Raw genomic sequence first — 23,074 nt, forward strand, 5'->3', positions numbered from 1 at the left:
CGGCCTACATGGTACGCGATACTTACGGGCGATACACCTTCACATTGGTGAAGCCTTGCTCGCGCAGATAGAGCGCCTGCAGGCGGCTCATCACGCCGCGCTCGCACCACAGGAGATAGGTTTTGTCTTTCTCCAGATCGCCAAACTTAGTGCTCAGCTTGTAGAACGGCAGAGAGACAACTTCCACGCCCTCCACTTTCAGCGGGCTGGCGTCCTGCTCGTCAATGGCGCGAATATCCACGATCACGTCGTTGGCGCTGAAACCGGTGACGGTTTCCACTTCCACCACTTCCTGATCGGTCTGCTGGGCGATTTCACGGATATCGACGTTCGTCGCTTCGGCCACCACTCTTTCGAGGATGTCGAAATCGAAGTTCTGCTCTTCCGCTTCGATCTTCGCCTTCACCGCTTTCACGGTCGGGCTTTTCGAAATCACGCCGCAGTATTCCGGCATAGTACGGGCAAAATCTTCGGTGCCGATTTCGCGCGCCAGATCGATGATGTGCTCTTTGTCGTGGGAGATCAGCGGACGCAGGATCAGCGTATCGGAGACGTTATCGATCAAACGCAGGTTAGTCAGCGTCTGGCTGGAGACCTGGCCCAGGGCTTCGCCCGTCACCAGCGCCTGCACGCCGTAGCGCTCGGCCACTTTAGACGCAGCGCGCACCATCATACGTTTCAGCACCACGCCCATCTGGCCGTCGTCCACTTTTTCGAGGATTTCGCCGACCACAGGCTCGAAGTTGATCGCCACGAAACGCACGCGGTGGGAGCTGCCGAAGCGGTTCCACAGGTAATGCGCCACCTGACGAACGCCGATTTCGTGCGCGGCGCCGCCGAGGTTAAAGAAGCAGTAGTGTACGCGGCAGCCGCGACGCATCAGCATGTAGCTGGAAACACCGGAGTCGAAACCGCCGGAGATCAGGGACAGCACGTCTTCCTGAGTCCCAATCGGATAACCGCCGATCCCTTCGTAGCGGCCTTTGACCAGCAGCAGGCGATCATTTTCGATCTCCAGATTGACGGTCACTTCCGGGTTGGTCAGCTTCACGCGCGCGGTTTCAACGTGCTGGTTCAGACCGCCGCCGACATAGCGTTCGGCTTCGATCGAGCTGAATTCATGCTTGCCGCGACGCTTCACGCGCACGCAGAAGGTTTTGCCTTCGATCTGATCGCGGTACTGGGCCAGCGCCAGTTCAAAAATATTGTGCAGAGAGGTGAAAGGAACATCTTCCACATCCAGAATATGGTGAATACCGGGAATGCGGGTCAACGCATCGCGAATATCCAGACGCTTGTTTTCGTCTTTCGCGCGTACTTCAACGTGATCCCAGTGACGAACCACGGCAAGGGTTTCGTCATAATCTTTTAAAACGTTACGAATGTTTCCGGTCAGGATTTTAATAAAGCGCAAACGCACAGATTGGCTTTTGATGGTGATTTCCGGGAACAATTTAATGATAAACTTCATGGCGGCAATGTTTCGTTGGCAAGCCGGTAAAGGCTTGTGATGGAAAAGAGTACAGCAGCCCACACCCGTGGCTGCATCCAGGCGCGGAAGTATACCACTATAGCGGTGCTCCTGTGCACATTGCGCGTTATTTGCTTATCCGCCCGAGTCCGCTACCATGACGGGGCTGAAAATAAGAGAGTCAATATTCACTATGCCGAAGAAAAATGACGCACCAGCCAGCTTCGAAACTGCGCTGAGTGAGCTGGAGCAAATTGTCACTCGTCTGGAAAGTGGCGATCTGCCGCTGGAAGACGCGCTCAATGAATTCGAACGCGGCGTGCAGCTTGCGCGCCAGGGGCAGGTTAAACTGCAGCAGGCGGAACAGCGCGTGCAGATCCTGCTCTCCGATAGCGAAGACGCTGCCACGACCCCTTTCACACCGGACGCTGAGTAAATGGATTTCACCCAAGCGCTTCAGGAATGTGTGGAACGGGCCAACGACGCGCTGCGCCGTTTTATCGAACCACAGCCTTTTCAGAACACTCCACTGGTTGAAGCCATGCACTATGGCGCACTCTTAGGTGGAAAGCGTCTGCGCCCGTTCCTCGTCTATGCGACGGGCAATATGTTTGGCATCAGCGACAGCACGCTGGATGCCCCAGCCGCCGCCGTGGAGTGTATTCACGCTTATTCGCTGATCCACGATGATTTACCGGCGATGGATGACGACGATTTACGTCGCGGCCAGCCGACCTGCCACATTAAGTTCGGCGAAGCCAATGCCATTCTGGCTGGTGATGCGTTGCAGACCCTGGCGTTCTCGATTCTGAGCGATGCGCCTATGGCCGAAGTGTCCGACCGCGACCGTCTGGCGATGGTCTCCGAACTGGCGATGGCCAGCGGGATCGCCGGAATGTGCGGCGGCCAGGCGCTGGATCTGGAGGCGGAAGGCCGTCAGGTTAATCTGGAACAGCTGGAGCGCATTCATCGTCATAAAACCGGCGCACTGATACGGGCAGCCGTTCGCCTGGGCGCGCTGAGCGCCGGTGAGCAAGGCCGCATAGCCCTGCCGGTTCTGGACAGATACGCCGAATCTATCGGTCTGGCTTTCCAGGTTCAGGATGACATTCTGGATGTGGTGGGCGATACTGCAACATTGGGAAAACGTCAGGGTGCAGACCAGCAGCTTGGCAAAAGTACCTACCCCGCCCTGCTGGGCCTTGAGCAAGCCCAACGTAAAGCCCGGGACCTGATCGATGATGCCCGCCAGTCGCTGAATCAGCTGGCCGCACAATCGCTCGATACCTCGGCACTGGAAGCGCTAGCGGACTATATAATCCAGCGTGATAAATAAACATACTAAATCTCGATGAGCCTTTGATGAGTTTTGATATTGCCAAATACCCGACACTGGCGTTGGTTGACTCCACCCAGGAGTTACGTCTGTTGCCGAAAGAGAGCCTGCCGAAGCTGAGCGACGAGTTGCGTCGTTATCTGCTCGACAGCGTGAGTCGTTCCAGCGGACATTTCGCCTCCGGGCTTGGCACGGTGGAGCTGACCGTTGCGCTGCACTACGTCTATAACACGCCGTTTGACCAGTTAATCTGGGATGTCGGCCATCAGGCTTATCCGCACAAAATTCTCACCGGTCGTCGCGATAAAATCGGCACCATCCGCCAGAAAGGCGGACTGCATCCGTTCCCGTGGCGCGGTGAGAGCGAGTATGACGTGTTAAGCGTCGGCCACTCGTCCACATCGATCTCTGCGGGCATCGGGATTGCCGTCGCGGCAGAAAAAGAGAACAAACAGCGCCGCACCGTCTGCGTCATTGGCGATGGCGCGATCACGGCGGGTATGGCGTTTGAGGCGATGAACCACGCGGGCGATATCAAGCCCGATATGCTGGTAATCCTCAACGATAACGAAATGTCGATCTCAGAAAACGTCGGGGCGCTCAACAACCACCTGGCGCAGCTGCTTTCGGGCAAACTCTACTCCAGCCTGCGCGAAGGCGGCAAAAAAGTCTTCTCCGGCGTACCGCCGATCAAAGAGCTGCTGAAACGCACCGAAGAACACATCAAAGGCATGGTGGTGCCGGGCACTTTGTTTGAAGAACTGGGCTTTAACTACATCGGCCCGGTGGACGGGCACGACGTGCTGGGCCTGGTCACCACGCTCAAAAACATGCGCGACCTGAAAGGCCCGCAGTTCCTGCACATCATGACCAAAAAAGGGCGTGGCTACGAGCCTGCGGAAAAAGATCCGATTACCTTCCACGCCGTACCGAAATTCGACCCGACCAGCGGCTGCCTGCCGAAAAGCAGCGGCGGGATGCCGAGCTACTCAAAAATCTTCGGCGACTGGCTGTGCGAAACGGCGGCCAAAGATAACAAGCTGATGGCCGTGACTCCCGCCATGCGCGAGGGCTCCGGTATGGTCGAGTTTTCCAAAAAATTCCCGGATCAGTATTTTGACGTGGCGATTGCCGAGCAGCACGCGGTGACTTTCGCGGCCGGTCTGGCGATTGGCGGCTATAAGCCGATCGTGGCGATCTACTCCACCTTCCTGCAGCGCGCCTACGATCAGGTGATCCACGACGTGGCGATCCAGAAACTGCCGGTGCTGTTTGCTATCGACCGCGCGGGTATCGTCGGTGCCGACGGACAAACGCACCAGGGCGCTTTCGATCTCTCCTTCCTGCGCTGCATCCCGGACATGGTGGTGATGACGCCGAGCGACGAGAACGAATGCCGCCAGATGCTGTATACCGGCTACCACTATCAGGACGGTCCGAGCGCGGTGCGCTATCCGCGCGGCAATGCGGTCGGCGTTGAGCTGGAACCGCTGGCGAAACTGCCTATCGGCAAAGGCATCGTGAAGCGTCGCGGTGAAAAACTGGCGATCCTCAACTTCGGCACTCTGATGCCGGAAGCGGCGAAAGTCGCGGCATCCCTTAATGCCACCCTGGTGGACATGCGTTTTGTGAAGCCGCTCGATGAAGCGTTAATTCTCGAGATGGCGGCGAGCCATGATTCACTGGTGACCCTGGAAGAGAACGCCATTATGGGCGGCGCGGGTAGCGGCGTGAACGAAGTGCTGATGGCGAATCGCAAGGTCGTTCCGGTGCTGAATCTCGGTCTGCCAGATCACTTTATTCCACAAGGCACTCAGGACGAAGCCCGCGCGGCGATTGGCCTGGATGCCGCGGGCATTGAAGCCAAAATCCTTAACTGGCTGGCGTAACATCCCCCCTCTTTTCCCTCCTGCTATGCTTAAAGGATGTGTTTTAAGCAATCAGCAGGAGTGGAAGCATGCAATACAATACGTTAGGAAAAACAGATCTTAAGGTTTCCCGTCTTTGTCTGGGCTGTATGACCTTTGGTGAACCCGCACGGGGAAACCATGCCTGGACGCTCCCGGAAGAGAGCAGCCGTCTTATCATCAAACGCGCCATTGACGGCGGCATTAACTTCTTCGATACCGCGAACAGCTATTCCGACGGCAGTAGCGAAGAGATTGTTGGCCGCGCGCTGCGTGATTTTGCCCGCCGCGACGAAGTCGTCGTCGCCACCAAAGTTTACTACCCGTCCGGCGATCTGGCCGAAGGGCTTTCCCGCGCGCAAATCCTGCGCTCCATTGATGACAGCCTGAAACGCCTGAACATGGAGTATGTCGATCTGCTGCAAATCCATCGCTGGGATTACAACACGCCGATCGAAGAGACTCTCGAGGCGCTGAACGACGTGGTGAAAGCGGGGAAAGCACGCTACATCGGCGCGTCGTCGATGCATGCCTCGCAGTTTGCCCAGGCGCTGGATTTGCAGGCGCAGCACGGCTGGGCGCGGTTTGTCACCATGCAGGATCACTACAATCTGATCTATCGCGAAGAAGAGCGCGAGATGCTGCCGCTTTGCTATCAGGAGGGCGTGGCGGTGATCCCCTGGAGCCCGCTGGCGCGTGGGCGTTTGACCCGTCCCTGGGGTGAAACCACTGCGCGCTCGGTTTCCGATGAAGTCGGGAAGAATCTGTATAACGACACCGACGCCAGCGATGCGCTGATCGCTGAACGTCTGGCAGGTATCGCCGAGGAGACGGGTGCAACGCGCGCGCAGGTGGCGCTGGCATGGCTTCTGAGCAAACGCGGGGTTGCGGCACCAATTATCGGTACATCGCGCGAGGAGCAGCTAGACGAGCTGTTGAATGCGGTGGATTTGACGCTAACGCCGGTTCAGATCGCCGAGCTGGAGACGCCGTATCAGCAGCATCCGGTGGTGGGGTTTAAATAGTTTCTATTGTGCGGCCTGATGCCCTCACCCCGGCCCTCTCCCACAGGGAGAGGGAGAATACATTCGTCGATCTTGTAGGCCGGGTAAGGCGCAGCCGCCACCCGGCAACAGGCCGCACACCATCACGCGAAGTGATCGTACCCTTTCCAGTCGAGCGTCACAGGCGTGCCGTTTTGCACAAACTGCATCCCCTCGCTCTCCGGCATAATTTGGCCGATACAGGTGAACGGTGCGCCAAGGTTCCCCAGCGCCACATCCAGCGTACCGCGATTCAGCTCCGGCACGGTAAAGCACAGCTCGTAATCTTCGCCGCCGGACAGCGCCCAGCGCAACGCCTGTTCAGGCTCGACGTGTTGACGAATCTGCTCTGAGAGCGGGAAGGTATCGAGATCGACGCGTGCGCCGACACCGCTGGCCTTCAGAATATGGCCAAGATCGGAAATCAAACCATCCGACAGATCGATCGCCGAACTGGCGCGCTCGCGCAGGGCCTGACCGTGCAGAATTCGCGGCGTCGGGCGCAGATGGCGCTTCACCAGATACGCCGCGTCATCCGCGTCTTTCACAGTAAGGCGGTCCTGCAAAATCGCCAGTCCCGCCGCGCTGTCGCCCGGCGTACCGGTGACATAAATCCAGTCGCCCGGCTTCGCGCCCGAGCGTTTCAACGCGCGTCCAACCGGCACATAGCCGTGGATCGCCAGCGTCATCGACAGCGGACCGGCCGTGGTATCACCGCCAATCAACTGCATATCGTAATAGTTGAGTTGCTCAAACAGCGCGTCGCTGAAGGCTTCAAGCCAGGCTTCATCGACGTTCGGCAAGGTCAGTGCCAGCGTCAGCCACGCGGGGTCAGCCCCCATCGCCGCCAGATCGCTCACGTTAACGGCCAGCGCTTTGTACGCCAGATCCGCCGGATCGATATCCGCGAGGAAATGACGCCCGCACACTAAAGTGTCGGTGCTGATCGCGAGGGTCTGTTTTTCGGGAATATTAAGAAGTGCGCAGTCGTCGCCAATGCCCGTTTCAACATCAAGACGGGAGGTACGAACACGGTCAAAATAACGGGCAATCAGGGAGAATTCGCCGCATGCCATACGTTATGCCTCAGCAAATAAAATAAAAAAACCGGAGCCGCACAGCCAGGCGGCGGTGCGAAACTCCGGTCTGCGGATCACTTTTTGTGGGGACGGATCGCAGGTGCGGCTTTATCCAGCACGCCATTCACAAATTTGTGGCTGTCTTCAGCACCGAAGGTTTTCGCCAGTTCGATCGCTTCGTTGATGGCCACTTTGTAGGGCACATCCTGACGTTTAGACAGTTCAAACAGCGCAATGCGCAGCACTGCTTTCTCAACCTGGCCCAGCTCTTCGAGCAGACGGGACAGGTACGGCTTCATCAGACCGTCGAGATACGCGCTATTAGTCGCCACTCCCGACAGCAGTTCACGGAAGTACAGGACGTCAACGTCTTTGACGTCTTGTTCCGCCAGGAACTGGTATTCAACATCAGCGATGTCGTTCTGGGACAACTGCCAGGAGTAGAGCGCCTGGACGGCACACTCACGGGCGCGGCGACGAGCAGCAGGTTTCACGGAATTCCCCTTACAAAAAAATCAGGCCTTAATGGCTTTCAATACGTTGATCATTTCCAGCGCGGTCAGTGCAGCTTCTGCACCTTTGTTACCGGCTTTGGTGCCAGCGCGTTCGATGGCTTGTTCAATACTTTCGGTGGTCAGTACGCCGAATGCGACAGGGATTTCAGAATCCTGTGCCACGTGCGCCAGACCATTGCTTGCACCACCCGCCACGTATTCGAAGTGAGCAGTGCCGCCACGAATGACCGTACCCAGCGCAATCACCGCGTCGTATTTACCGGTTTTCGCCAAAGCGCCCGCTGCCAACGGCAGTTCGTAGGCACCTGGAACCCAAACAACGGTAATATTGTCATCTTTAACCTGGCCAATACGTTTCAGGGCGTCAATCGCACCGTCCAGCAGGCTGTCGTTGATGAAGTTGTTGAAACGCGCAATAGTGATGGCGACGCGAGCGTCCGGGGTAGCAACAGCAGCTTCAATAATATTCATACTCTTCCTTTACGGGTTCATTTGGCCCCGCAGGGGGGCGGATTTTATCATAATACTTCGCGCACTGCTTCTCTATTTCAGAAAGCCTCACGCAGGGGTTAAATGCAGGCACACGTCCGGGCCAACCTGCCTAATTTCGCTAAATTTGAGCTGCGGTGCGTCGGCCAGTTTTTCAAGGCCGGGCAGCACAAACAGGCCGCGCGCATCGTCACCTAACAGTTTAGGCGCAACGTAGATAATCAGTTCATCCACCAGCCCTGCCTGCAACAGCGCACCGGCAAGCGTCGGGCCAGCTTCGACCCAGATGCTGTTCACCTGCTGTTTGCCGAGCAGCATCATCATCACCACTAAATCGATGTGGCCGTTATGCTCTGGCACCATGAAACTGCGCACGGTTTCCGGCCATTCGCGGCCATCTTCCTGAGTGCGCGCAATCCAGGTCTCGCCCGGCTGCTGCACGATGCGGTGCGCGGGTGTGACGCGATTCTGACGATCCAGCACAATACGCAGCGGCTGGCGCAGATTCTCTTGCGGATAGAGCGCCTGGGTGTCGGCGTCGAGCTCGTCCCAGCGCACGGTCATCGCCGGATCATCTGCCAGCACCGTTTCACTGCTGGTGAGAATAGCATGGCTTTGCGCGCGCAGACGTTGCACATCGCGCCTTGCCTGCGGAGAAGTGATCCACTGGCTTTCACCGCTGGCCATCGCCGTACGGCCATCGACGGATGCGCCCAGCTTCAGCTGGATGTACGGAAAACCGGTCCGCATCCGCTTGAGAAAACCTTTATTCAGCGCCTCGGCATCGTTCATCATCAGCCCGTGGCTGACGTCGATCCCCTCTTGCTGCAGACGATACAGTCCGCGCCCAGCCACCTGCGGGTTCGGGTCCTGCATCGAGGTGACGACCCGCGCCACGCCCGCCGCGATTAGCGCTTCGCAGCACGGCGGCGTGCGCCCGTGATGGCTGCAGGGCTCCAGCGTCACATAGGCCGTCGCGCCGCGGGCTTTTTCGCCCGCCTTACGTAGCGCGTGAACTTCGGCATGCGGCTCACCGGCGCGATAGTGAAAACCTTCGCCGACGATCTCGCCGTCTTTGACAATGACGCAGCCAACGTTCGGATTGGGATGGGTGGTGAATCGTCCGCGCTGCGCGAGCTTCATCGCTCGCGCCATGTAAATCTCATCCTGCATGGGCTTAATCCTGTAGGCGGGCGATCTCTTCGCCGAATTCTTTGATGTCTTCGAAGCTGCGATAGACAGACGCGAAGCGGATGTAGGCCACTTTATCGAGCTTTTTAAGCTGCTCCATCACCAGGTTGCCGATCATTTTGCTCGGCACTTCGCGTTCGCCGGTGCCACGCAGGTGCGATTTAATGTGGTTAAGCGCCATTTCGACGTCATCTGCGCTGACTGGCCGTTTTTCCAGTGCTTTTAACATCCCTCTGCGCAGTTTCTCTTCGTTGAACGGCTCGCGCACATCGTTACTTTTCACCACGCGCGGCATCACCAGCTCTGCCACCTCGAAGGTGGTGAAACGTTCGTTGCACACCAGACACTGCCGACGACGGCGGACCGAGGAGCCTTCACCTACAAGACGGGAGTCGATTACTTTGGTATCCACAGCGGAACAGAATGGGCAATGCATACGGTGTCCTGGCTATCTGGTTAACTGAACTCTATTTTACCCCGAACTGGGCCCACAACAAAGGAAGAGCGTTTTTGAGACAAAGGATCTATACCTGACGGCGTGTTCCTGACTACCATTAGGACAATCCGTTATTTCAGGGAATTAAACGCAATGACAAGACGTTACCTAAGAATTCTCGTGGTGGGAAGTCTCTTCACCCTCAGCGCCTGCGCGCAGCAAAGCGAAGTTCGCCAGATGAAACAGAGCGTGAACACGCTTAATACGGCGATGACTAAGCTGAACCAGGAGACGATCAAGATCACCCAGCAAAACGCGCTGAATGCCAAATCCAGCAGCGGTGTGTACCTGCTGCCGGGCGCGAACACGCCTGCCCTGCTGAAAAGTCAGATCGGCACGCTGCGCATGTCGCTGGTGAACGTCGCACCAAACGCCGACGGCACGCGCGCAACGCTGCGTATTCAGGGCCAGTCCAACGATCCGCTCCCGGCGTTTAGCGGTACTGTAGAATGGGGTCAGCTGCAGGGCACGACCGAGAGTTATCAGGAAGTGAACGTGCAGAATCAGCTGGTGACGGCTCCGGCCAGCGTGCTGGCACCGAGCGATGTCGATATCCCGCTGCAATTGAACGGCACAACGCCGGAACAGTTAGGTTTCATCCGCATCCACGATATCCAGCCCGCCGTTCAGTAACATCTTCCAGCGGAACGTTTACCGCGTTCCGCTCTCCCTTACATTCCGCAAATATTGGCAACATGAATGATTGCCGTTACAATCCCCGCCGTTTAAAGTACGCAAACGTGAACGCAATCGATTACGCGCATGAGAGATATGTGAAACAACACATATTTTTGTGAGCAGGGATTCCTATAATAGGCTCCGCAGAAACACGAAATATTTAGAAACGCAAATCGCGCATCTTTCACATCCCGGAAGGGATTTTCAATCAGTGGCATGATTATGAAAAAAACATTATTAGCAGCCGGTGCAGTTCTGGCACTTTCTTCCTCTTTCGCTGTTAACGCAGCAGAAAATTCAAAACCTGAATATGTTTCCGACTGGTGGCACCAGAGCGTCAACGTGGTAGGCAGCTACCACACCCGCTTCGGACCGCAGATCCGCAACGATACCTACCTGGAATACGAAGCTTTCGCCAAGAAAGACTGGTTTGATTTCTACGGTTACGCCGATGCCCCGGTCTTCTTCGGTGGTAACACCGACGCGAAAGGTATCTGGAACCACGGTTCTCCGCTGTTCATGGAAATTGAACCACGCTTCTCTATCGACAAGCTGACAGGCGCAGACCTGAGCTTCGGTCCGTTCAAAGAGTGGTATGTGGCGAACAACTACATCTACGATATGGGCCGCAACAAATCCGGTCGTCAGAGCACCTGGTACATGGGTCTGGGTACGGACATTGACACCGGTCTGCCGATGAGCCTGTCCATGAACGTGTATGCAAAATACCAGTGGCAGAACTACGGTGCGTCTAACGAAAACGAGTGGGATGGCTACCGTTTCAAAGTGAAATACTTTGTGCCGATCACCCAGCTATGGGGCGGTAACCTGAGCTATATCGGCTTCACCAACTTCGACTGGGGTTCCGATCTGGGCGATGACAACTTCATCGACAACAACGGTAAGCAGGCGCGCACCAGCAACTCTATCGCGTCCAGCCACATCCTGGCGCTGAACTACGATCACTGGCACTACTCCGTAGTTGCGCGTTACTGGCACAACGGTGGTCAGTGGAACGACGACGCAAGCCTGAACTTCGGCGACGGTGATTTCAGCGTCCGTTCTACCGGTTGGGGTGGTTACCTGGTTGTGGGTTACAACTTCTAATCCCAACCGCACGAACCGTAGGCCGGATAAGCGAAGCGCCATCCGGCATCAAAAGCCAGCTCAATGCTGGCTTTTTGCTATTTGCAGACCAGCGCCCGCCCCTGATCCAGCAGCCACGGACGCAAATAGCCCACGGTGTTAGACATCGGCAACACCTCATCCGGCAGTTGAATACCGATATGCTTCGCAATGTACGCCCGGCGCGCCACCACCCGCTCCCACAGCGCAGGATGCTCACTTGCAAGCGCCTGACGCAACGGCTCATCCGCCAGCGCTACCGTATCCTCAATGCTTGCCCCGGCGTATCCGGCTCGGGAAGGAATAATATCGATCTGCAGCATCATCCCGCTTCGCAAGAGAGCGTCTGATTTCGGGCCAATCGGCGAGCAGAGCCACTCTTCATCCGCCACCAGATGCCCCGGATTCAGGTGCCAGTGGTACTCAGCTTTCGGCAGAACCTGCTCAATCAGGTCATACATCTCCCCGCCGCGCATCCCGATGTGCAGATGTTCAAGCCAGGTCACCACCGCCTGGAAATAGGGCTTCGCCACCACGTCGAGATAGTCAGAAACTGCGGGCGCAAGCTCCGATGCATCCGCCACGACGTAAGCCGCCCGGCTGCTTAACCCGCCTTTGTAGCTGGTGGTGAGCGAGAATTTATCCCCGCGCTGAATAGCTTTGTCGCTGGGATAGAGATTGGCGAAAGCGAAACGATCGCCCGTCGCCGCGATCGTCACCACGTTGTTTGGCTGCCCTTCTGCCGCCAGTAGAGAAGCGATCTCTTTTTCGGTTTTACCGGGCGCGATGGCGTTTAACGCCGTAAGGATCGCCGAGGAGGCCAGATTCGCACCGTATTCGTAGTGCGCGATTTCGTTGGCATTGTTGGTTGTGCGGGCTCCGCCGTCAGGATCGATAAAAATCCCGGTGGCATTGCGCAAATGCGCCGTACCCTCACTCGCCTGGCGAATCGCATCGACGATAAACGCGGGCAGATCGAACATCTGACTCACGTCGTCGCCCTTACCCGTAAACAGCTTCCAGCCCGCCAACCCGAGGGTTTTACCCGCCGTCACGCCAGCGGATTTCAGCAGCGCCGGCAGCGACTGTTGATTATCCATCGGCTGATTTGGCAGCGAAAACCACGGCGCATGGACAACCCGATTCTTGAGTCGCGCATGAGCGGCCAGCTTGAGGTTTTCATTCCCCAGCACCAGAACCGCTTCGCCCGTCGAATGCAGCACCAGCAACGCCTCTTCAAAGCGCGGAATAAAACCGGTGAGGTATTCAAAGTTGCCGCCGTGCTCTTTGTCAGCGTAGATAACCAGCGCGTCCAGCCCCTGCTGTTGCATGCGGCTCAATACTTTAGCTTTACGCTCACGCAAGGTTTCATCGCTTAGCGTAACGGAAGGGATGCCGTGCCAGACGGCAGGCTGGGGAACAGAAGAAAGGGTGACCATCGGCATTACTCCATGTCGTTTGACGTCTACAGGGAGAGTAACCAAATTGGTGGGGGCTGTAATAAAAAAATCCCGGCCTTGCGACCGGGATTCCGTTATCAGATTGCTGTTGCCGTTACGGCAGGATGGACGGCTGATCCGCCCCTTCCTTCTCAACTTTCTGCTGAAGCAGATGCTCACGCTTCATGCCCAGTTTCAACGCCAGCGCGGACGCGACGTAGATAGAAGACGCCGTACCGATGGAGACACCGATCAGCATGGTCAGCGAGAAGCCTTCCAGCACCGGGCCACCGAAGAGGAACAACATCAGGATAACCATCAAGGTCGTCCCGGAAGTGATCAACGTACGGTGCAACGTTTGGGTCAGAGAGACGTTAAAGATTTCGTACGGCGTACCGCGACGGATCTTACGGAAGTTCTCACGAATACGGTCAGATACCACGATGCTGTCGTTCAGTGAGTAACCGATCACCGACATCAACGACGCAACGATGGTCAGGTCAATCTCAATATGGAACAGCGACAGCACGCCCATCGTAATGACCACGTCGTGCGCCAGAGCGATAACCACCCCTGCCGCCAGACGCCATTCGAAGCGGAAACCGACGTAAACCAGAATCGAGATCAGCGCAACCAGCAGCGCCATCGCCCCTGTCTGAGCCAGATCGGCCCCAACGCTTGGGCCGACGAATTCGATACGTTTAACCGTCGCGTCCTGGCTGGTGGTTTCGTTAATGACCTTAACCACCTTGCTACCCAGCTCCTGGCTGCCATTGGCATCATGAACCGGAGGCATACGCACCATGATGTCGCGGCTGCTGCCGAAGTTCTGCAGCAGCGGCTCTTCGAAGCCCGCTTTTTGCAGCGATTCGCGCATGTGGTCCATATCGATCGGTTTTTCCAGGGAGATTTCAATCACCGTACCACCGGTGAAATCCAGACCCCAGTTAAACCCACGGACACCGATAATGGCGATCGACACAATCAGGAGGAAACCTGAAATGCCGAAGGCCCAGTAGTCCCAGCGCATAAAGTCCCAGACTTTACGGCCATGGTTCAATTGTTCAACAGTATATTCCTGTGCCACAACGCACTCCTCAGATAGACAGCTTTTTGACGCGCTTGCCGCCATACAGCAGGTTCACGATGGCACGGGTGCCGACAATAGCGGTAAACATCGACGTTGCCACACCGATACCGGTGGTGATAGCAAAGCCTTTGATGGCGCCAGTACCCACTGCATACAGGATAAGAACCTTAATCAGTGTTGTTACGTTCGCATCGAAGATGGAGCTGAAGGCGCCTTTATAACCTTCATCGATCGCCTGTTGTACGGAGCGACCGTTACTCAGTTCTTCTTTAATACGTTCGTTTATCAATACGTTGGCATCGACCGCCACCGCAAGGGTTAGGACGATACCCGCGATACCCGGCATGGTCAGCGTTGCCCCTGGCAGCAGGGACATGATCCCGATAATCAGCACCAGGTTTGCCAGCAGCGCGGAGGTCGCAATCAGGCCAAACTTCTTGTAGAAGAACAGCATGAAGATGATCGACACCGCCAGACCGGCCAGACAGGCTTCCAGACCCTGAGTGATGTTTTGCATCCCCAGTGTTGGACCAATGGTCCGTTCTTCAACAATCTGAATTGGCGCAATCAGCGCACCGGCACGCAGCAGCAGAGAGAGCTGACGCGCTTCGTTCGGGTTGTTGATACCGGTAATACGGAAGCTGTTACCCAGGCGAGACTGGATGTTGGCGATGTTAATCACCTCTTCCTCTTTCACCAGAATCGCACGACCGTTGGCATCTTTCTTACCGCTGTCTTTGTACTCCACGAACAGGGTTGCCATCGGTTTACCGATGTTATCCTTCGTGAAGTTGGACATGATGTTACCACCCGCGCTATCCAGCGAGATGTTAACCTGCGGCTGGTTGTATTCGTCCTGATTCGAGGTGGAGTCGGTGATGTGGTCACCGGTCAGAATCACGCGTTTGTACAGCACAACTGGCTGACCTTCACGGGTCTGTTTCACTTCGGAATCACCCGGAACACGACCAGACGCCGCGGCGGATTGATCGACGTTGGTGTTCACCAGACGGAATTCCAGCGTAGCCGTCGCACCCAAAATCTCTTTGGCGCGCGCGGTGTCCTGAATACCCGGCAGTTCAACCACGATACGGTCAGCACCCTGACGCTGTACCAGTGGCTCAGCAACGCCCAGCTGGTTCACACGGTTACGCAGGATATTGATGTTCTGCTGAACCGCGTATTCACGCGCTTCGCTCAGACGCACGTCGGTCATGACCGCGCGCAGCTGGTTGCTACCCTGACGAGAAATCACCATATCGCGGTGACGACCAGTGAGATAGTCCACCGCCTGATCGCGCGCCGTGGCGTCACGGAAGGTAATGCTCAGACCGTAGTTATCTTCCTTACGCACGGTGGTGTAAGGAATGCCTTTTTCACGCAGATCGCTGCGCAGGCTATCAATGTTCTGTTCCTGCAGCTTGCCGAGCGCGGTATCCATATCCACTTCCATCAGGAAGTGAACGCCGCCACGCAGATCGAGACCGAGTTTCATCGGCTCTGCATTGATGGAGGCTAACCAACGCGGGGTTGCAGGAGCAAGGTTTAACGCCACGACATATTTGTCACCCAGCACGCCCATCAGCGCTTCACGTGCGCGGAGCTGCGTGTCGGTGGTGTCGAAGCGAGCAAGAATTGCGCCCTCTTCCAGTGCCACAGACTTAGCGGTAATTTTTTCTTCTTGTAACGTTTTCTGGACCTGGATCAGCGTTTGCTCACTGGCGGCGACACCGCGCGCGCCAGTGATTTGAACGGCCGGATCCTCACCATACAGGTTGGGAAGTGCGTACAGCAGGCCGACGATTAGCACGACGACCAGCATGATGTACTTCCACAAAGGATAACGGTTTAACACGGCAGTTCCCTTTGGGAAAAGTTGGATTACAGCGCCTTCATCGTGCCTTTCGGCAGTACGGCAGCAACGAAGTCACGTTTGATAACCACTTCAGTGGTATCGTTCAGTGCGATAGAGATGTAGCCAGTTTCCGCTACTTTCGTCACACGACCCACCAGACCGCCATTGGTCAGCACTTCATCGCCTTTCGCGATGGAGTTCATCAGGTTTTTGTGTTCTTTGGTACGTTTCTGCTGTGGGCGCAGGATCATGAAGTAGAAGATCAGACCAAACACCACCAGCATCAGAATCAGAGACATCGGGCTGCCCTGCGACGGAGCGCCAGTTGCTGCTACCGCATCAGAAATAAAAAAGCTCATTCAAATTCCCTCATTATTAAATTAGTCAACGTTCAAAGGTGGAACATCACGACCCTGACGTTGGTAAAAATCAGTCACGAAGCTCTCTAATTTACCCTCTTCGATAGCCTTACGTAAACCAGCCATTAAGCGCTGATAATAACGAAGGTTATGAATGGTATTGAGACGCGCGCCTAAAATCTCATTGCAACGATCAAGATGATACAAATATGCGCGAGAATAGTGACGACAGGTATAACAATCACACTCTGCATCCAGCGTGCTGGTGTCATTTTTATGCTTCGCGTTACGGATTTTCACCACACCGTCGGTCACAAACAGGTGGCCGTTACGCGCGTTGCGGGTTGGCATGACGCAGTCGAACATATCGATGCCGCGGCGCACACCTTCAACCAGATCTTCTGGTTTACCCACGCCCATCAGGTATCGTGGTTTATCCGCAGGGATTTGCGGGCAAACATGCTCCAGAATACGGTGCATGTCTTCCTTCGGCTCACCCACAGCCAAACCGCCGACAGCGTAGCCATCAAAACCTATCTCTACCAGACCTTTAACAGAGATATCACGTAAATCTTCGTAAACGCTGCCCTGAATAATGCCGAACAGCGCATTTTTGTTTTCCAGCCCGTCAAAGCGGTCACGGCTGCGTTTTGCCCAGCGCAGAGACATCTCCATCGAACGCTTCGCGTAATCCCAGTCCGCAGGATATGGCGTACATTCGTCGAAGATCATCACGATGTCGGAGCCGAGATCGTACTGAATTTCCATGGATTTTTCAGGATCGAGGAAGATCGGATCGCCGTTAATCGGGTTACGGAAGTGCACGCCCTGTTCGGTGATCTTACGGATATCGCCGAGGCTGAAGACCTGGAAGCCGCCGGAGTCGGTCAGAATAGGACCTTTCCACTGCATGAAATCATGCAGGTCGCCGTGCAGTTTCATCACTTCCTGGCCCGGGCGCAGCCACAGGTGGAAGGTGTTACCGAGGATAATCTGTGCGCCAGTGGCTTCAACTTCTTCCGGCGTCATCCCTTTGACGGTGCCGTAGGTGCCGACAGGCATAAAGGCTGGCGTTTCTACCACGCCGCGATCAAACACCAGGCGGCCGCGGCGGGCGCGTCCGTCGGTGGTATCGAGTTCAAATTTCATTTTTTCTCCAGCGTCAGAAAAACAGTCCGACGTGTAAACCAGGCGCTGCGGAGCTTATTCCCCAACGCGTTCCTGAATAGCCGACGGATTGTACGTGATAAACATCGCGTCCCCGTAGCTAAAAAAGCGATAATTTTGTTCTACCGCAGCCTTGTAGGCATTCATGGTGTTCTGGTAACCGGCAAATGCCGAGACCAGCATAATCAAAGTCGATTCAGGCAGATGGAAGTTGGTTACCAGTGCATCAATCACTTTGTATTGGTAACCTGGGTAGATAAAGATCTGCGTGTCACCGAAGAAGGGCTCGATCAGATCTTTCTTAGCCGCCTGGGCTGCGCTCTCCAGCGAACGAACGGAAGTGGTACCGACGGCAATCACGCGGCTGTTGCGCGCTTTCGCGGCCAACACGGCGTCAACCACCTCTTGCGGCACTTCGGCGTATTCGGAGTGCATGATGTGATCTTCGATAGAATCCACGCGCACCGGCTGGAAGGTCCCCGCGCCGACGTGCAGCGTCACGAACGCCATCTCAATGCCTTTCTCGCGCAGTTTTGCCAGCAGCGGTTCATCAAAGTGCAGTCCGGCGGTCGGGGCAGCTACGGCACCCGGTTTTTCGCTGTAGACCGTCTGGTACAGCTCGCGGTCGGCGTCTTCGTCCGGGCGATCGATATACGGCGGGAGCGGCATGTGGCCGATAGCGTTCAGAATATCCAGCACCGGGCGTTCGTCGTTGAACTCCACTTCAAACAGCGCGCCGTGACGGGCGGTCATGGTGGCGTTGATGCTTTCGTCGTCGCCCAGCAGCAGCTCGGCGCCCGGCTTCGGCGCTTTGGAGGCGCGAATATGTGCCAGAATACGTTTGTCATCGAGCATGCGCTCAACCAGCACTTCAATCTTGCCGCCGCTGGCTTTACGGCCAAACAAACGCGCCGGGATCACGCGGGTGTTGTTAAAGACCAGCAGATCGCCAGGGTTGAGCTTGTCGAGCAGATCGGTGAAAGTACCGTGCGTCAGCGCGCCCGTTGGCCCGTCCAGCGACAGCAAGCGGCAACCACTGCGCTCCGGCTGCGGATAGTGGGCAATCAGGGATTCAGGTAATTCAAAGGAGAAATCGGCGACGCGCATGACTTATACTCGTGACTTAAAAACAGGCGGCTTAGTCTAGTGCTCACACCTCTTTGCTGCAACAACTAGCCGTATCCGGATACCAAAACGCATGAATTTTCTCGCTCACCTGCACCTCGCCCACCTCGCCGACAGCTCACTTTCGGGCAATTTGCTGGCCGATTTCGTTCGCGGCAACCCGGCTGATGACTATTCCGCCGAGGTCGTGGACGGTATTTTTCTGCACCGTCGCATCGACGTGATGACCGATAACCTGCCGGAAGTGAAAGAGGCGAAGGCGTGGTTTCGCCCTGAAACGCGCCGCGTCGCGCCAATCACGCTGGATGTGATGTGGGATCACTTCCTGTCGCGCCACTGGACGCAGCTGTCGCCGGAGCTGCCGCTTCCCGAGTTTGTCCGCTACGCCCACTCGCAGGTGGCGCTGATTTTGCCCGACTCGCCGCCGCGCTTTGTTAATCTGAACGACTATCTGTGGTCCGAGCGCTGGCTGGAGCGCTACAGCGAGATGGCGTTTATTCAGCGCGTGCTGAACGGCATGGCGAGTCGCCGCCCGCGACTCGATGCCCTGCGCGACTCCTGGCAGGATCTGGACACCCATTATGATGCGCTGGAAGCTCGCTTCTGGCAGTTCTATCCGCGTATGATGGCGCAGGCGAAAAACAAACAACTTTAATAGAAGTGTGATTGATAGGTAAAAACTGGCTGAACGATTGTCCGTGCCTCTTTGTCTAAACCCTGAACACTCTCTATACTGGCCCGCGTTGCGTTCCAAATAACCTTAGTTACTACAGGAGAATCACATGGTTCTGGTTACTCGTCCGGCTCCGGATTTTACAGCTGCAGCAGTACTCGGCAACGGTGAGATCGTTGAAAACTTCAACTTCAAACAGCACACCAACGGCAAAGCTACCGTTCTGTTCTTCTGGCCAATGGACTTCACCTTCGTTTGCCCATCAGAACTGATCGCATTCGACAAACGTTACGAAGAGTTCCAGAAACGTGGCGTTGAAGTTGTCGGTGTTTCCTTCGACTCCGAATTTGTACACAACGCATGGCGTAACACCCCTGTCGACAAAGGCGGCATCGGTGCAGTGAAATACGCAATGGTTGCGGACATCAAACGTGAAATCCAGCAGGCATACGGTATCGAACATCCGGACGCTGGCGTGGCACTGCGCGGCTCCTTCCTGATCGACGCGAACGGCATCGTGCGTCACCAGGTAGTGAACGATCTGCCACTGGGTCGTAACATCGACGAAATGCTGCGTATGGTTGACGCCCTGCAGTTCCACGAAGAGCACGGCGAAGTGTGCCCGGCTCAGTGGGAAAAAGGTAAAGAAGGCATGAACGCGTCTCCAGACGGCGTGGCTAAATACCTGACCGAAAACGTCTCCAGCCTGTAATCGGCAACGGATGACAAAAAGGCTCGCAAATGCGAGCTTTTTTTATGGTTCAGGGATAATCGTAGGCCCGGTAAGCGCAGCGCCACCGGGCATTTTTCCTCACCAGTCCTGCCCTTGCGCCGGGTGGCGGCTTCGCCTTACCCGGCCTACAAAACCGCGAATTGTCACGTTAAAACGCGAAACACGAACATCCCAACACGCCCCAAAACGCCTGGTCATCCGATACCGGAATCCCCGACTGGCGCGCGATACCGTGCTGATGCCCATGCACGCCGCAGCTGCCGATACACTGATGCATCTGCACCACGGCCCCCACGTTTGACGCCACCGGCGGCGCAGAGCGGTAATGCCCCGGCACTTTCACTACCGGCGACCATTCCGGCAGAACCGGGATCGGCGGCGGCGACAGCGGGCTAAACTGCCCGGCGGCGTACACCACTTTTCCGTCCACCACCGTCAGCACCGACTCGATGCCTTTGATCTCCTCTTCCGCCACGCTGAAGTAATCTTTCGACAGCACCACCAGATCCGCGAGCTGTCCTTCGACGATGCGCCCTTTCTTGCCCTGCTCGCTGGAGAACCACGCGCTGCCCGCCGTCCACAGTTCCAGCGCGATATCGCGCGGCAGACGGTTGCTGTCGTCATACATCGACAGCCCGCCAACAGTGCGACCGGAGACCAGCCAGTAGAGCGCAGTCCAAGGGTTGTAGCTCGCCACGCGGGTGGCGTCGGTGCCCAAACCCACGGGAACCTCGAGTTCCAGCATTTTCGCCACCGGCGGCGTATGTTTCACCGCCTCTTTACCGTAACGATCGACAAAATACTCGCCCTGGAACGCCATACGATGTTGCACCGCAATCCCGCCACCCAGCGCTTTGACGCGCTCAATATTGCGCTCAGTGATGGTTTCAGCGTGATCGAAGAACCAGTGCAGGCCGTTAAACGGAATATCGCGGTTCACTTTCTCGAACACGTCCAGCATCCGGCTGATGGACTCGTCGTACGTCGCATGCAGACGGAACGGCCAGCGCTGCTCCACCAGATGGCGCACCACGCGCTCCAGCTCATCTTCCATCCCTTCCGGCAGATCCGGACGCGGCTGGAGGAAATCTTCGAAATCTGCCGCCGAGAAGACCAGCATCTCCCCCGCCCCGTTGGCGCGGTAGAAATCCGTCCCCTGCCCCGGTTTGAGCATATCGGTCCAGCGCTCGAAATCTTCCAGCTCCTGCTTCGGCCTCTGGGTGAAGAGGTTGTAGGCGATGCGGATCGTCATCTGCGATTTGGCGTGCAACTCTTCGATGATTTCGTAATCTTCCGGGTAATTCTGGAAACCGCCGCCCGCATCAATCGCGCTGGTTAACCCTAAGCGGTTAAGCTCGCGCATAAACTGACGCGTCGAGTTCACCTGCTGCTCCAGCGGCAGCTTCGGCCCTTTCGCCAGCGTCGAATAGAGGATCATCGCGTTCGGTTTGGCGATCAGCATCCCGGTCGGGTTGCCGTTGTTGTCCCGCACGATCTCGCCGCCCGGCGGGTTCGGCGTCTCTTTGGTGTAGCCCACGGCTTTCAGCGCCGCGCGGTTGAGCAGCGCGCGATCGTAGAGATGCAGCACAAACACCGGCGTATCCGGCGCGGCATCGTTCAGCTCCTGAATCGTCGGCATCCGCCGCTCGGCAAACTGGAACTCACTCCAGCCGCCGACCACGCGCACCCACTGGGGCGTCGGGGTCCGGTCAGCCTGCTCTTTGAGCATCCGCAGGGCATCGGCCAGGGACGGTACCCCTTCCCAGCGCAGTTCGAGATTGTAGTTCAGCCCGCCGCGAATCAGGTGCAGGTGCGAATCGTTGAGGCCAGGGATCACCGTGCTCCCTTTCAGATCGACAATTTGCGTGCCTTCGGTGGCGTAACTCATCACCCGATCGTGATTACCGGTCGCGAGGATCTTGCCGTTGGCGATAGCCACCGCCTCGGCGAGCGGATTTTCGCGATCCAGGGTATGGATCTGACCTTTGGTTAAGATCAGTGTGGCAGTTTGAGACATAACGTACTCCTTTGAGCCGGTCAGGCTTTTTTCAGCCACCCGGCGAACAGGCGGGTCACGATGGGCATCCACAGCCAGACCACCAGCGCGACCACACAAGCATCGTTAAGCAAATGCAGGAAGAGAGACCCTTTCAGGCCTGGAAGCAACGCCCCGGTGAGTTGCGGCACCACCAGCGTGCTGGGGAAGATCACCATCAGCGTGACCAGAAACTGTTTCCACTGTTTCGGTTTACGCACGTGCGTTTCCGGCGGCGTAAACCAGAACGCGGCCTCGGTGCGCACTTCCGTTTTATCCCCTTCAGCCAGCAGCGGTTCAATTTCTTTCACCAGCACCGAACGGGTGTCGGACTGGGTCCAGGCGTATAAATGCTCGATGGTGTCGAAGCGAATAATGACCGTCCACAGATTCTGTCCTTCTGTCGGGCGAATGACGTTCGCGCCGAGATGTCCGGGGAATTCCGCGGCAACGGGCATGATTTTGCCCAGCCACTGTTCGTATCGCGCCGCCTGTCCTGCCAGCAAGGTATGGGTGATCACCAGCGTCACATGTGAATTTTGCGCCATGAGGATGTCCAGGTCTGATGAAAATGGCGGGTCAAATCGACCCGCCGGGAGGGTTAGGCTTTACGCTCAGGCGCGCCGTGAACCAGGGTGTAGGCATAATCGACGCCCATCCCGTAGGCGCCGCTGTGCTCACGCACCAGATCCATCACCGCATCGTAAGTCTCTTTGCGAGACCAGTCGCGCTGGTACTCAAGCAGCACCTGCTGCCAGGTCACCGGAACCGCACCGGCCTGCACCATACGGTCGATAGAGCGTTCGTGGGCATCCACGGAGGTCCCGCCGGAGGTGTCGGTCACCACGTACACTTCGAACCCTTCGTCCAGCGCCATCAGCGCCGGGAAAGTCAGGCACACTTCGGTCCACAGGGCCGAGATGATGAGTTTTTTGCGGCCCGTTGCTTTGACTGCCGCAACAAACGCATCATCTTCCCAGGAGTTCATCGAGGTACGCTCAATCGGTTTCACATCCGGGTGAACCGCCAGTAATTCCGGCCAGATATAACCGCTAAAACTTTTTGTTTCGACCGAGGTATAGATAACCGGCACATCAAATATTTTGCCCGCTTTCGCCAGAGCAACCGTATTATTCTTAAGGAGTTGGCGGTCAATATTCGCCACACCAAACGACATTTGCGGCTGGTGATCGATAAAAATAAGCGTCGAGTTTGATGGGTCAATCAGTTCGCGGATAGACATAAATGTACCTTTTAATCAAGATGTT

At 56.5% G+C, this 23,074-nt stretch carries 23 protein-coding genes; 8 read left to right on the forward strand and 15 right to left on the reverse strand.

Annotated features, from left to right (window positions below):
• Positions 1 to 22: 22 nt before the first annotated feature.
• A complete protein-coding gene (gene thiI, locus AC3WS9_RS16835; RefSeq protein ID WP_492489443.1) occupies positions 23 to 1,471 on the reverse strand; it encodes a tRNA uracil 4-sulfurtransferase ThiI in 1,449 nt (482 codons plus the stop codon).
• Positions 1,472 to 1,664: 193 nt separating this feature from the next.
• Between thiI and xseB the strand changes: the two genes are divergently transcribed.
• The 4 genes from xseB (at position 1,665) to AC3WS9_RS16855 (ending at position 5,739) form a co-directional block, all read left to right on the forward strand.
• Positions 1,665 to 1,907, forward strand: coding sequence for an exodeoxyribonuclease VII small subunit (xseB, locus tag AC3WS9_RS16840; RefSeq protein WP_100777420.1), 243 nt, complete (start codon positions 1,665 to 1,667; stop codon positions 1,905 to 1,907).
• A complete protein-coding gene (ispA, locus tag AC3WS9_RS16845; protein WP_324723718.1) occupies positions 1,908 to 2,807 on the forward strand; it encodes a (2E,6E)-farnesyl diphosphate synthase in 900 nt (299 codons plus the stop codon).
• Between the two features lie 26 nt (positions 2,808 to 2,833).
• On the forward strand, positions 2,834 to 4,696 hold the full coding sequence (dxs, locus tag AC3WS9_RS16850; RefSeq protein ID WP_492489445.1) for a 1-deoxy-D-xylulose-5-phosphate synthase: 1,863 nt from the start codon (positions 2,834 to 2,836) through the stop codon (positions 4,694 to 4,696).
• Positions 4,697 to 4,764: 68 nt separating this feature from the next.
• Positions 4,765 to 5,739 (forward strand): aldo/keto reductase, encoded by a 975-nt coding sequence (locus tag AC3WS9_RS16855; protein WP_492489447.1) that lies wholly within the window; start codon positions 4,765 to 4,767, stop codon positions 5,737 to 5,739.
• 122 nt (positions 5,740 to 5,861) lie between these two features.
• On the opposite strand, the gene thiL is transcribed toward AC3WS9_RS16855, so the two are convergent.
• The 5 genes from thiL to nrdR all read right to left on the reverse strand — a co-directional run bounded on the left by thiL (position 5,862) and on the right by nrdR (position 9,467).
• Positions 5,862 to 6,833, reverse strand: coding sequence for a thiamine-phosphate kinase (gene thiL / locus AC3WS9_RS16860; RefSeq protein ID WP_492489449.1), 972 nt, complete (start codon positions 6,831 to 6,833; stop codon positions 5,862 to 5,864).
• A 77-nt stretch (positions 6,834 to 6,910) separates the two neighbouring features.
• The gene (gene nusB, locus AC3WS9_RS16865) at positions 6,911 to 7,330 is read right to left on the reverse strand and encodes a transcription antitermination factor NusB (protein WP_100777425.1); all 420 of its coding nucleotides are present in this window, start codon (positions 7,328 to 7,330) and stop codon (positions 6,911 to 6,913) included.
• A gap of 21 nt (positions 7,331 to 7,351) precedes the next feature.
• Positions 7,352 to 7,822: a 6,7-dimethyl-8-ribityllumazine synthase gene (ribH, locus tag AC3WS9_RS16870; protein ID WP_095280979.1), complete on the reverse strand. Its 471-nt coding sequence runs from the start codon at positions 7,820 to 7,822 to the stop codon at positions 7,352 to 7,354.
• 87 nt (positions 7,823 to 7,909) lie between these two features.
• Positions 7,910 to 9,013 carry a bifunctional diaminohydroxyphosphoribosylaminopyrimidine deaminase/5-amino-6-(5-phosphoribosylamino)uracil reductase RibD gene (gene ribD, locus AC3WS9_RS16875; protein ID WP_492489451.1) on the reverse strand — a complete coding sequence of 368 codons (1,104 nt, stop codon included), beginning with the start codon at positions 9,011 to 9,013 and terminating at the stop codon, positions 7,910 to 7,912.
• A gap of 4 nt (positions 9,014 to 9,017) precedes the next feature.
• Entirely contained in the window at positions 9,018 to 9,467 is a 450-nt protein-coding gene (gene nrdR, locus AC3WS9_RS16880; RefSeq protein ID WP_064325018.1) for a transcriptional regulator NrdR, read from the reverse strand.
• Positions 9,468 to 9,620: 153 nt separating this feature from the next.
• On the opposite strand from nrdR, the gene AC3WS9_RS16885 reads away from it, so the two are divergent.
• Complete coding sequence (locus AC3WS9_RS16885; RefSeq protein ID WP_492489454.1) at positions 9,621 to 10,160, forward strand: SadB/YajI family lipoprotein; 540 nt, start codon at positions 9,621 to 9,623, stop codon at positions 10,158 to 10,160.
• A gap of 267 nt (positions 10,161 to 10,427) precedes the next feature.
• Positions 10,428 to 11,312, forward strand: a complete 885-nt coding sequence (locus AC3WS9_RS16890) for a nucleoside-specific channel-forming protein Tsx (protein ID WP_285145227.1) — start codon at positions 10,428 to 10,430, stop codon at positions 11,310 to 11,312.
• A 77-nt stretch (positions 11,313 to 11,389) separates the two neighbouring features.
• On the opposite strand, the gene AC3WS9_RS16895 is transcribed toward AC3WS9_RS16890, so the two are convergent.
• The 6 genes from AC3WS9_RS16895 to queA all read right to left on the reverse strand — a co-directional run bounded on the left by AC3WS9_RS16895 (position 11,390) and on the right by queA (position 18,347).
• Positions 11,390 to 12,775, reverse strand: a complete 1,386-nt coding sequence (locus AC3WS9_RS16895; RefSeq protein WP_492489456.1) for a M24 family metallopeptidase — start codon at positions 12,773 to 12,775, stop codon at positions 11,390 to 11,392.
• Positions 12,776 to 12,884: 109 nt separating this feature from the next.
• Positions 12,885 to 13,856 carry a protein translocase subunit SecF gene (secF, locus tag AC3WS9_RS16900; RefSeq protein WP_282492643.1) on the reverse strand — a complete coding sequence of 324 codons (972 nt, stop codon included), beginning with the start codon at positions 13,854 to 13,856 and terminating at the stop codon, positions 12,885 to 12,887.
• A gap of 10 nt (positions 13,857 to 13,866) precedes the next feature.
• The gene (gene secD / locus AC3WS9_RS16905) at positions 13,867 to 15,714 is read right to left on the reverse strand and encodes a protein translocase subunit SecD (protein WP_282492644.1); all 1,848 of its coding nucleotides are present in this window, start codon (positions 15,712 to 15,714) and stop codon (positions 13,867 to 13,869) included.
• Between the two features lie 26 nt (positions 15,715 to 15,740).
• Positions 15,741 to 16,073 (reverse strand): preprotein translocase subunit YajC, encoded by a 333-nt coding sequence (yajC, locus tag AC3WS9_RS16910; RefSeq protein WP_064325012.1) that lies wholly within the window; start codon positions 16,071 to 16,073, stop codon positions 15,741 to 15,743.
• Between the two features lie 21 nt (positions 16,074 to 16,094).
• Complete coding sequence (tgt, locus tag AC3WS9_RS16915; RefSeq protein ID WP_100777432.1) at positions 16,095 to 17,222, reverse strand: tRNA guanosine(34) transglycosylase Tgt; 1,128 nt, start codon at positions 17,220 to 17,222, stop codon at positions 16,095 to 16,097.
• A gap of 54 nt (positions 17,223 to 17,276) precedes the next feature.
• The gene (gene queA / locus AC3WS9_RS16920) at positions 17,277 to 18,347 is read right to left on the reverse strand and encodes a tRNA preQ1(34) S-adenosylmethionine ribosyltransferase-isomerase QueA (RefSeq protein ID WP_285150170.1); all 1,071 of its coding nucleotides are present in this window, start codon (positions 18,345 to 18,347) and stop codon (positions 17,277 to 17,279) included.
• 91 nt (positions 18,348 to 18,438) lie between these two features.
• Between queA and acpH the strand changes: the two genes are divergently transcribed.
• Together acpH and AC3WS9_RS16930 are read left to right on the forward strand one after the other, a co-directional pair.
• Positions 18,439 to 19,020: an ACP phosphodiesterase gene (acpH, locus tag AC3WS9_RS16925; RefSeq protein WP_492489460.1), complete on the forward strand. Its 582-nt coding sequence runs from the start codon at positions 18,439 to 18,441 to the stop codon at positions 19,018 to 19,020.
• Positions 19,021 to 19,147: 127 nt separating this feature from the next.
• Positions 19,148 to 19,750, forward strand: a complete 603-nt coding sequence (locus AC3WS9_RS16930; RefSeq protein WP_282492647.1) for a peroxiredoxin — start codon at positions 19,148 to 19,150, stop codon at positions 19,748 to 19,750.
• Between the two features lie 169 nt (positions 19,751 to 19,919).
• On the opposite strand, the gene AC3WS9_RS16935 is transcribed toward AC3WS9_RS16930, so the two are convergent.
• From AC3WS9_RS16935 to AC3WS9_RS16945, 3 genes are read right to left on the reverse strand one after another with little or no spacing between them, the layout of a single operon-like run.
• Complete coding sequence (locus AC3WS9_RS16935; protein ID WP_282492648.1) at positions 19,920 to 21,788, reverse strand: amidohydrolase; 1,869 nt, start codon at positions 21,786 to 21,788, stop codon at positions 19,920 to 19,922.
• Between the two features lie 20 nt (positions 21,789 to 21,808).
• Positions 21,809 to 22,354 (reverse strand): antibiotic biosynthesis monooxygenase, encoded by a 546-nt coding sequence (locus tag AC3WS9_RS16940; RefSeq protein ID WP_282492649.1) that lies wholly within the window; start codon positions 22,352 to 22,354, stop codon positions 21,809 to 21,811.
• A gap of 53 nt (positions 22,355 to 22,407) precedes the next feature.
• Positions 22,408 to 23,049: a hydrolase gene (locus AC3WS9_RS16945; protein WP_095280967.1), complete on the reverse strand. Its 642-nt coding sequence runs from the start codon at positions 23,047 to 23,049 to the stop codon at positions 22,408 to 22,410.
• Positions 23,050 to 23,074 lie beyond the last annotated feature (25 nt).

It is taken from the genome of Lelliottia sp. EB106-05-01-XG201, assembly GCF_058791735.1.

Bases quoted from the DNA above. Each gene is read 5' to 3' on its own strand.
- thiI (WP_492489443.1), bottom strand. From the start codon at position 1,471: ATGAAGTTTATCATTAAATTGTTCCCGGAAATCACCATCAAAAGCCAA.
- xseB (WP_100777420.1), top strand. From the start codon at position 1,665: ATGCCGAAGAAAAATGACGCACCAGCCAGCTTCGAAACTGCGCTGAGT.
- ispA (WP_324723718.1), top strand. From the start codon at position 1,908: ATGGATTTCACCCAAGCGCTTCAGGAATGTGTGGAACGGGCCAACGAC.
- dxs (WP_492489445.1), top strand. From the start codon at position 2,834: ATGAGTTTTGATATTGCCAAATACCCGACACTGGCGTTGGTTGACTCC.
- AC3WS9_RS16855 (WP_492489447.1), top strand. From the start codon at position 4,765: ATGCAATACAATACGTTAGGAAAAACAGATCTTAAGGTTTCCCGTCTT.
- thiL (WP_492489449.1), bottom strand. From the start codon at position 6,833: ATGGCATGCGGCGAATTCTCCCTGATTGCCCGTTATTTTGACCGTGTT.
- ribH (WP_095280979.1), bottom strand. From the start codon at position 7,822: ATGAATATTATTGAAGCTGCTGTTGCTACCCCGGACGCTCGCGTCGCC.
- ribD (WP_492489451.1), bottom strand. From the start codon at position 9,013: ATGCAGGATGAGATTTACATGGCGCGAGCGATGAAGCTCGCGCAGCGC.
- nrdR (WP_064325018.1), bottom strand. From the start codon at position 9,467: ATGCATTGCCCATTCTGTTCCGCTGTGGATACCAAAGTAATCGACTCC.
- AC3WS9_RS16885 (WP_492489454.1), top strand. From the start codon at position 9,621: ATGACAAGACGTTACCTAAGAATTCTCGTGGTGGGAAGTCTCTTCACC.
- AC3WS9_RS16890 (WP_285145227.1), top strand. From the start codon at position 10,428: ATGAAAAAAACATTATTAGCAGCCGGTGCAGTTCTGGCACTTTCTTCC.
- AC3WS9_RS16895 (WP_492489456.1), bottom strand. From the start codon at position 12,775: ATGCCGATGGTCACCCTTTCTTCTGTTCCCCAGCCTGCCGTCTGGCAC.
- yajC (WP_064325012.1), bottom strand. From the start codon at position 16,073: ATGAGCTTTTTTATTTCTGATGCGGTAGCAGCAACTGGCGCTCCGTCG.
- tgt (WP_100777432.1), bottom strand. From the start codon at position 17,222: ATGAAATTTGAACTCGATACCACCGACGGACGCGCCCGCCGCGGCCGC.
- queA (WP_285150170.1), bottom strand. From the start codon at position 18,347: ATGCGCGTCGCCGATTTCTCCTTTGAATTACCTGAATCCCTGATTGCC.
- acpH (WP_492489460.1), top strand. From the start codon at position 18,439: ATGAATTTTCTCGCTCACCTGCACCTCGCCCACCTCGCCGACAGCTCA.
- AC3WS9_RS16930 (WP_282492647.1), top strand. From the start codon at position 19,148: ATGGTTCTGGTTACTCGTCCGGCTCCGGATTTTACAGCTGCAGCAGTA.
- AC3WS9_RS16935 (WP_282492648.1), bottom strand. From the start codon at position 21,788: ATGTCTCAAACTGCCACACTGATCTTAACCAAAGGTCAGATCCATACC.
- AC3WS9_RS16940 (WP_282492649.1), bottom strand. From the start codon at position 22,354: ATGGCGCAAAATTCACATGTGACGCTGGTGATCACCCATACCTTGCTG.
- AC3WS9_RS16945 (WP_095280967.1), bottom strand. From the start codon at position 23,049: ATGTCTATCCGCGAACTGATTGACCCATCAAACTCGACGCTTATTTTT.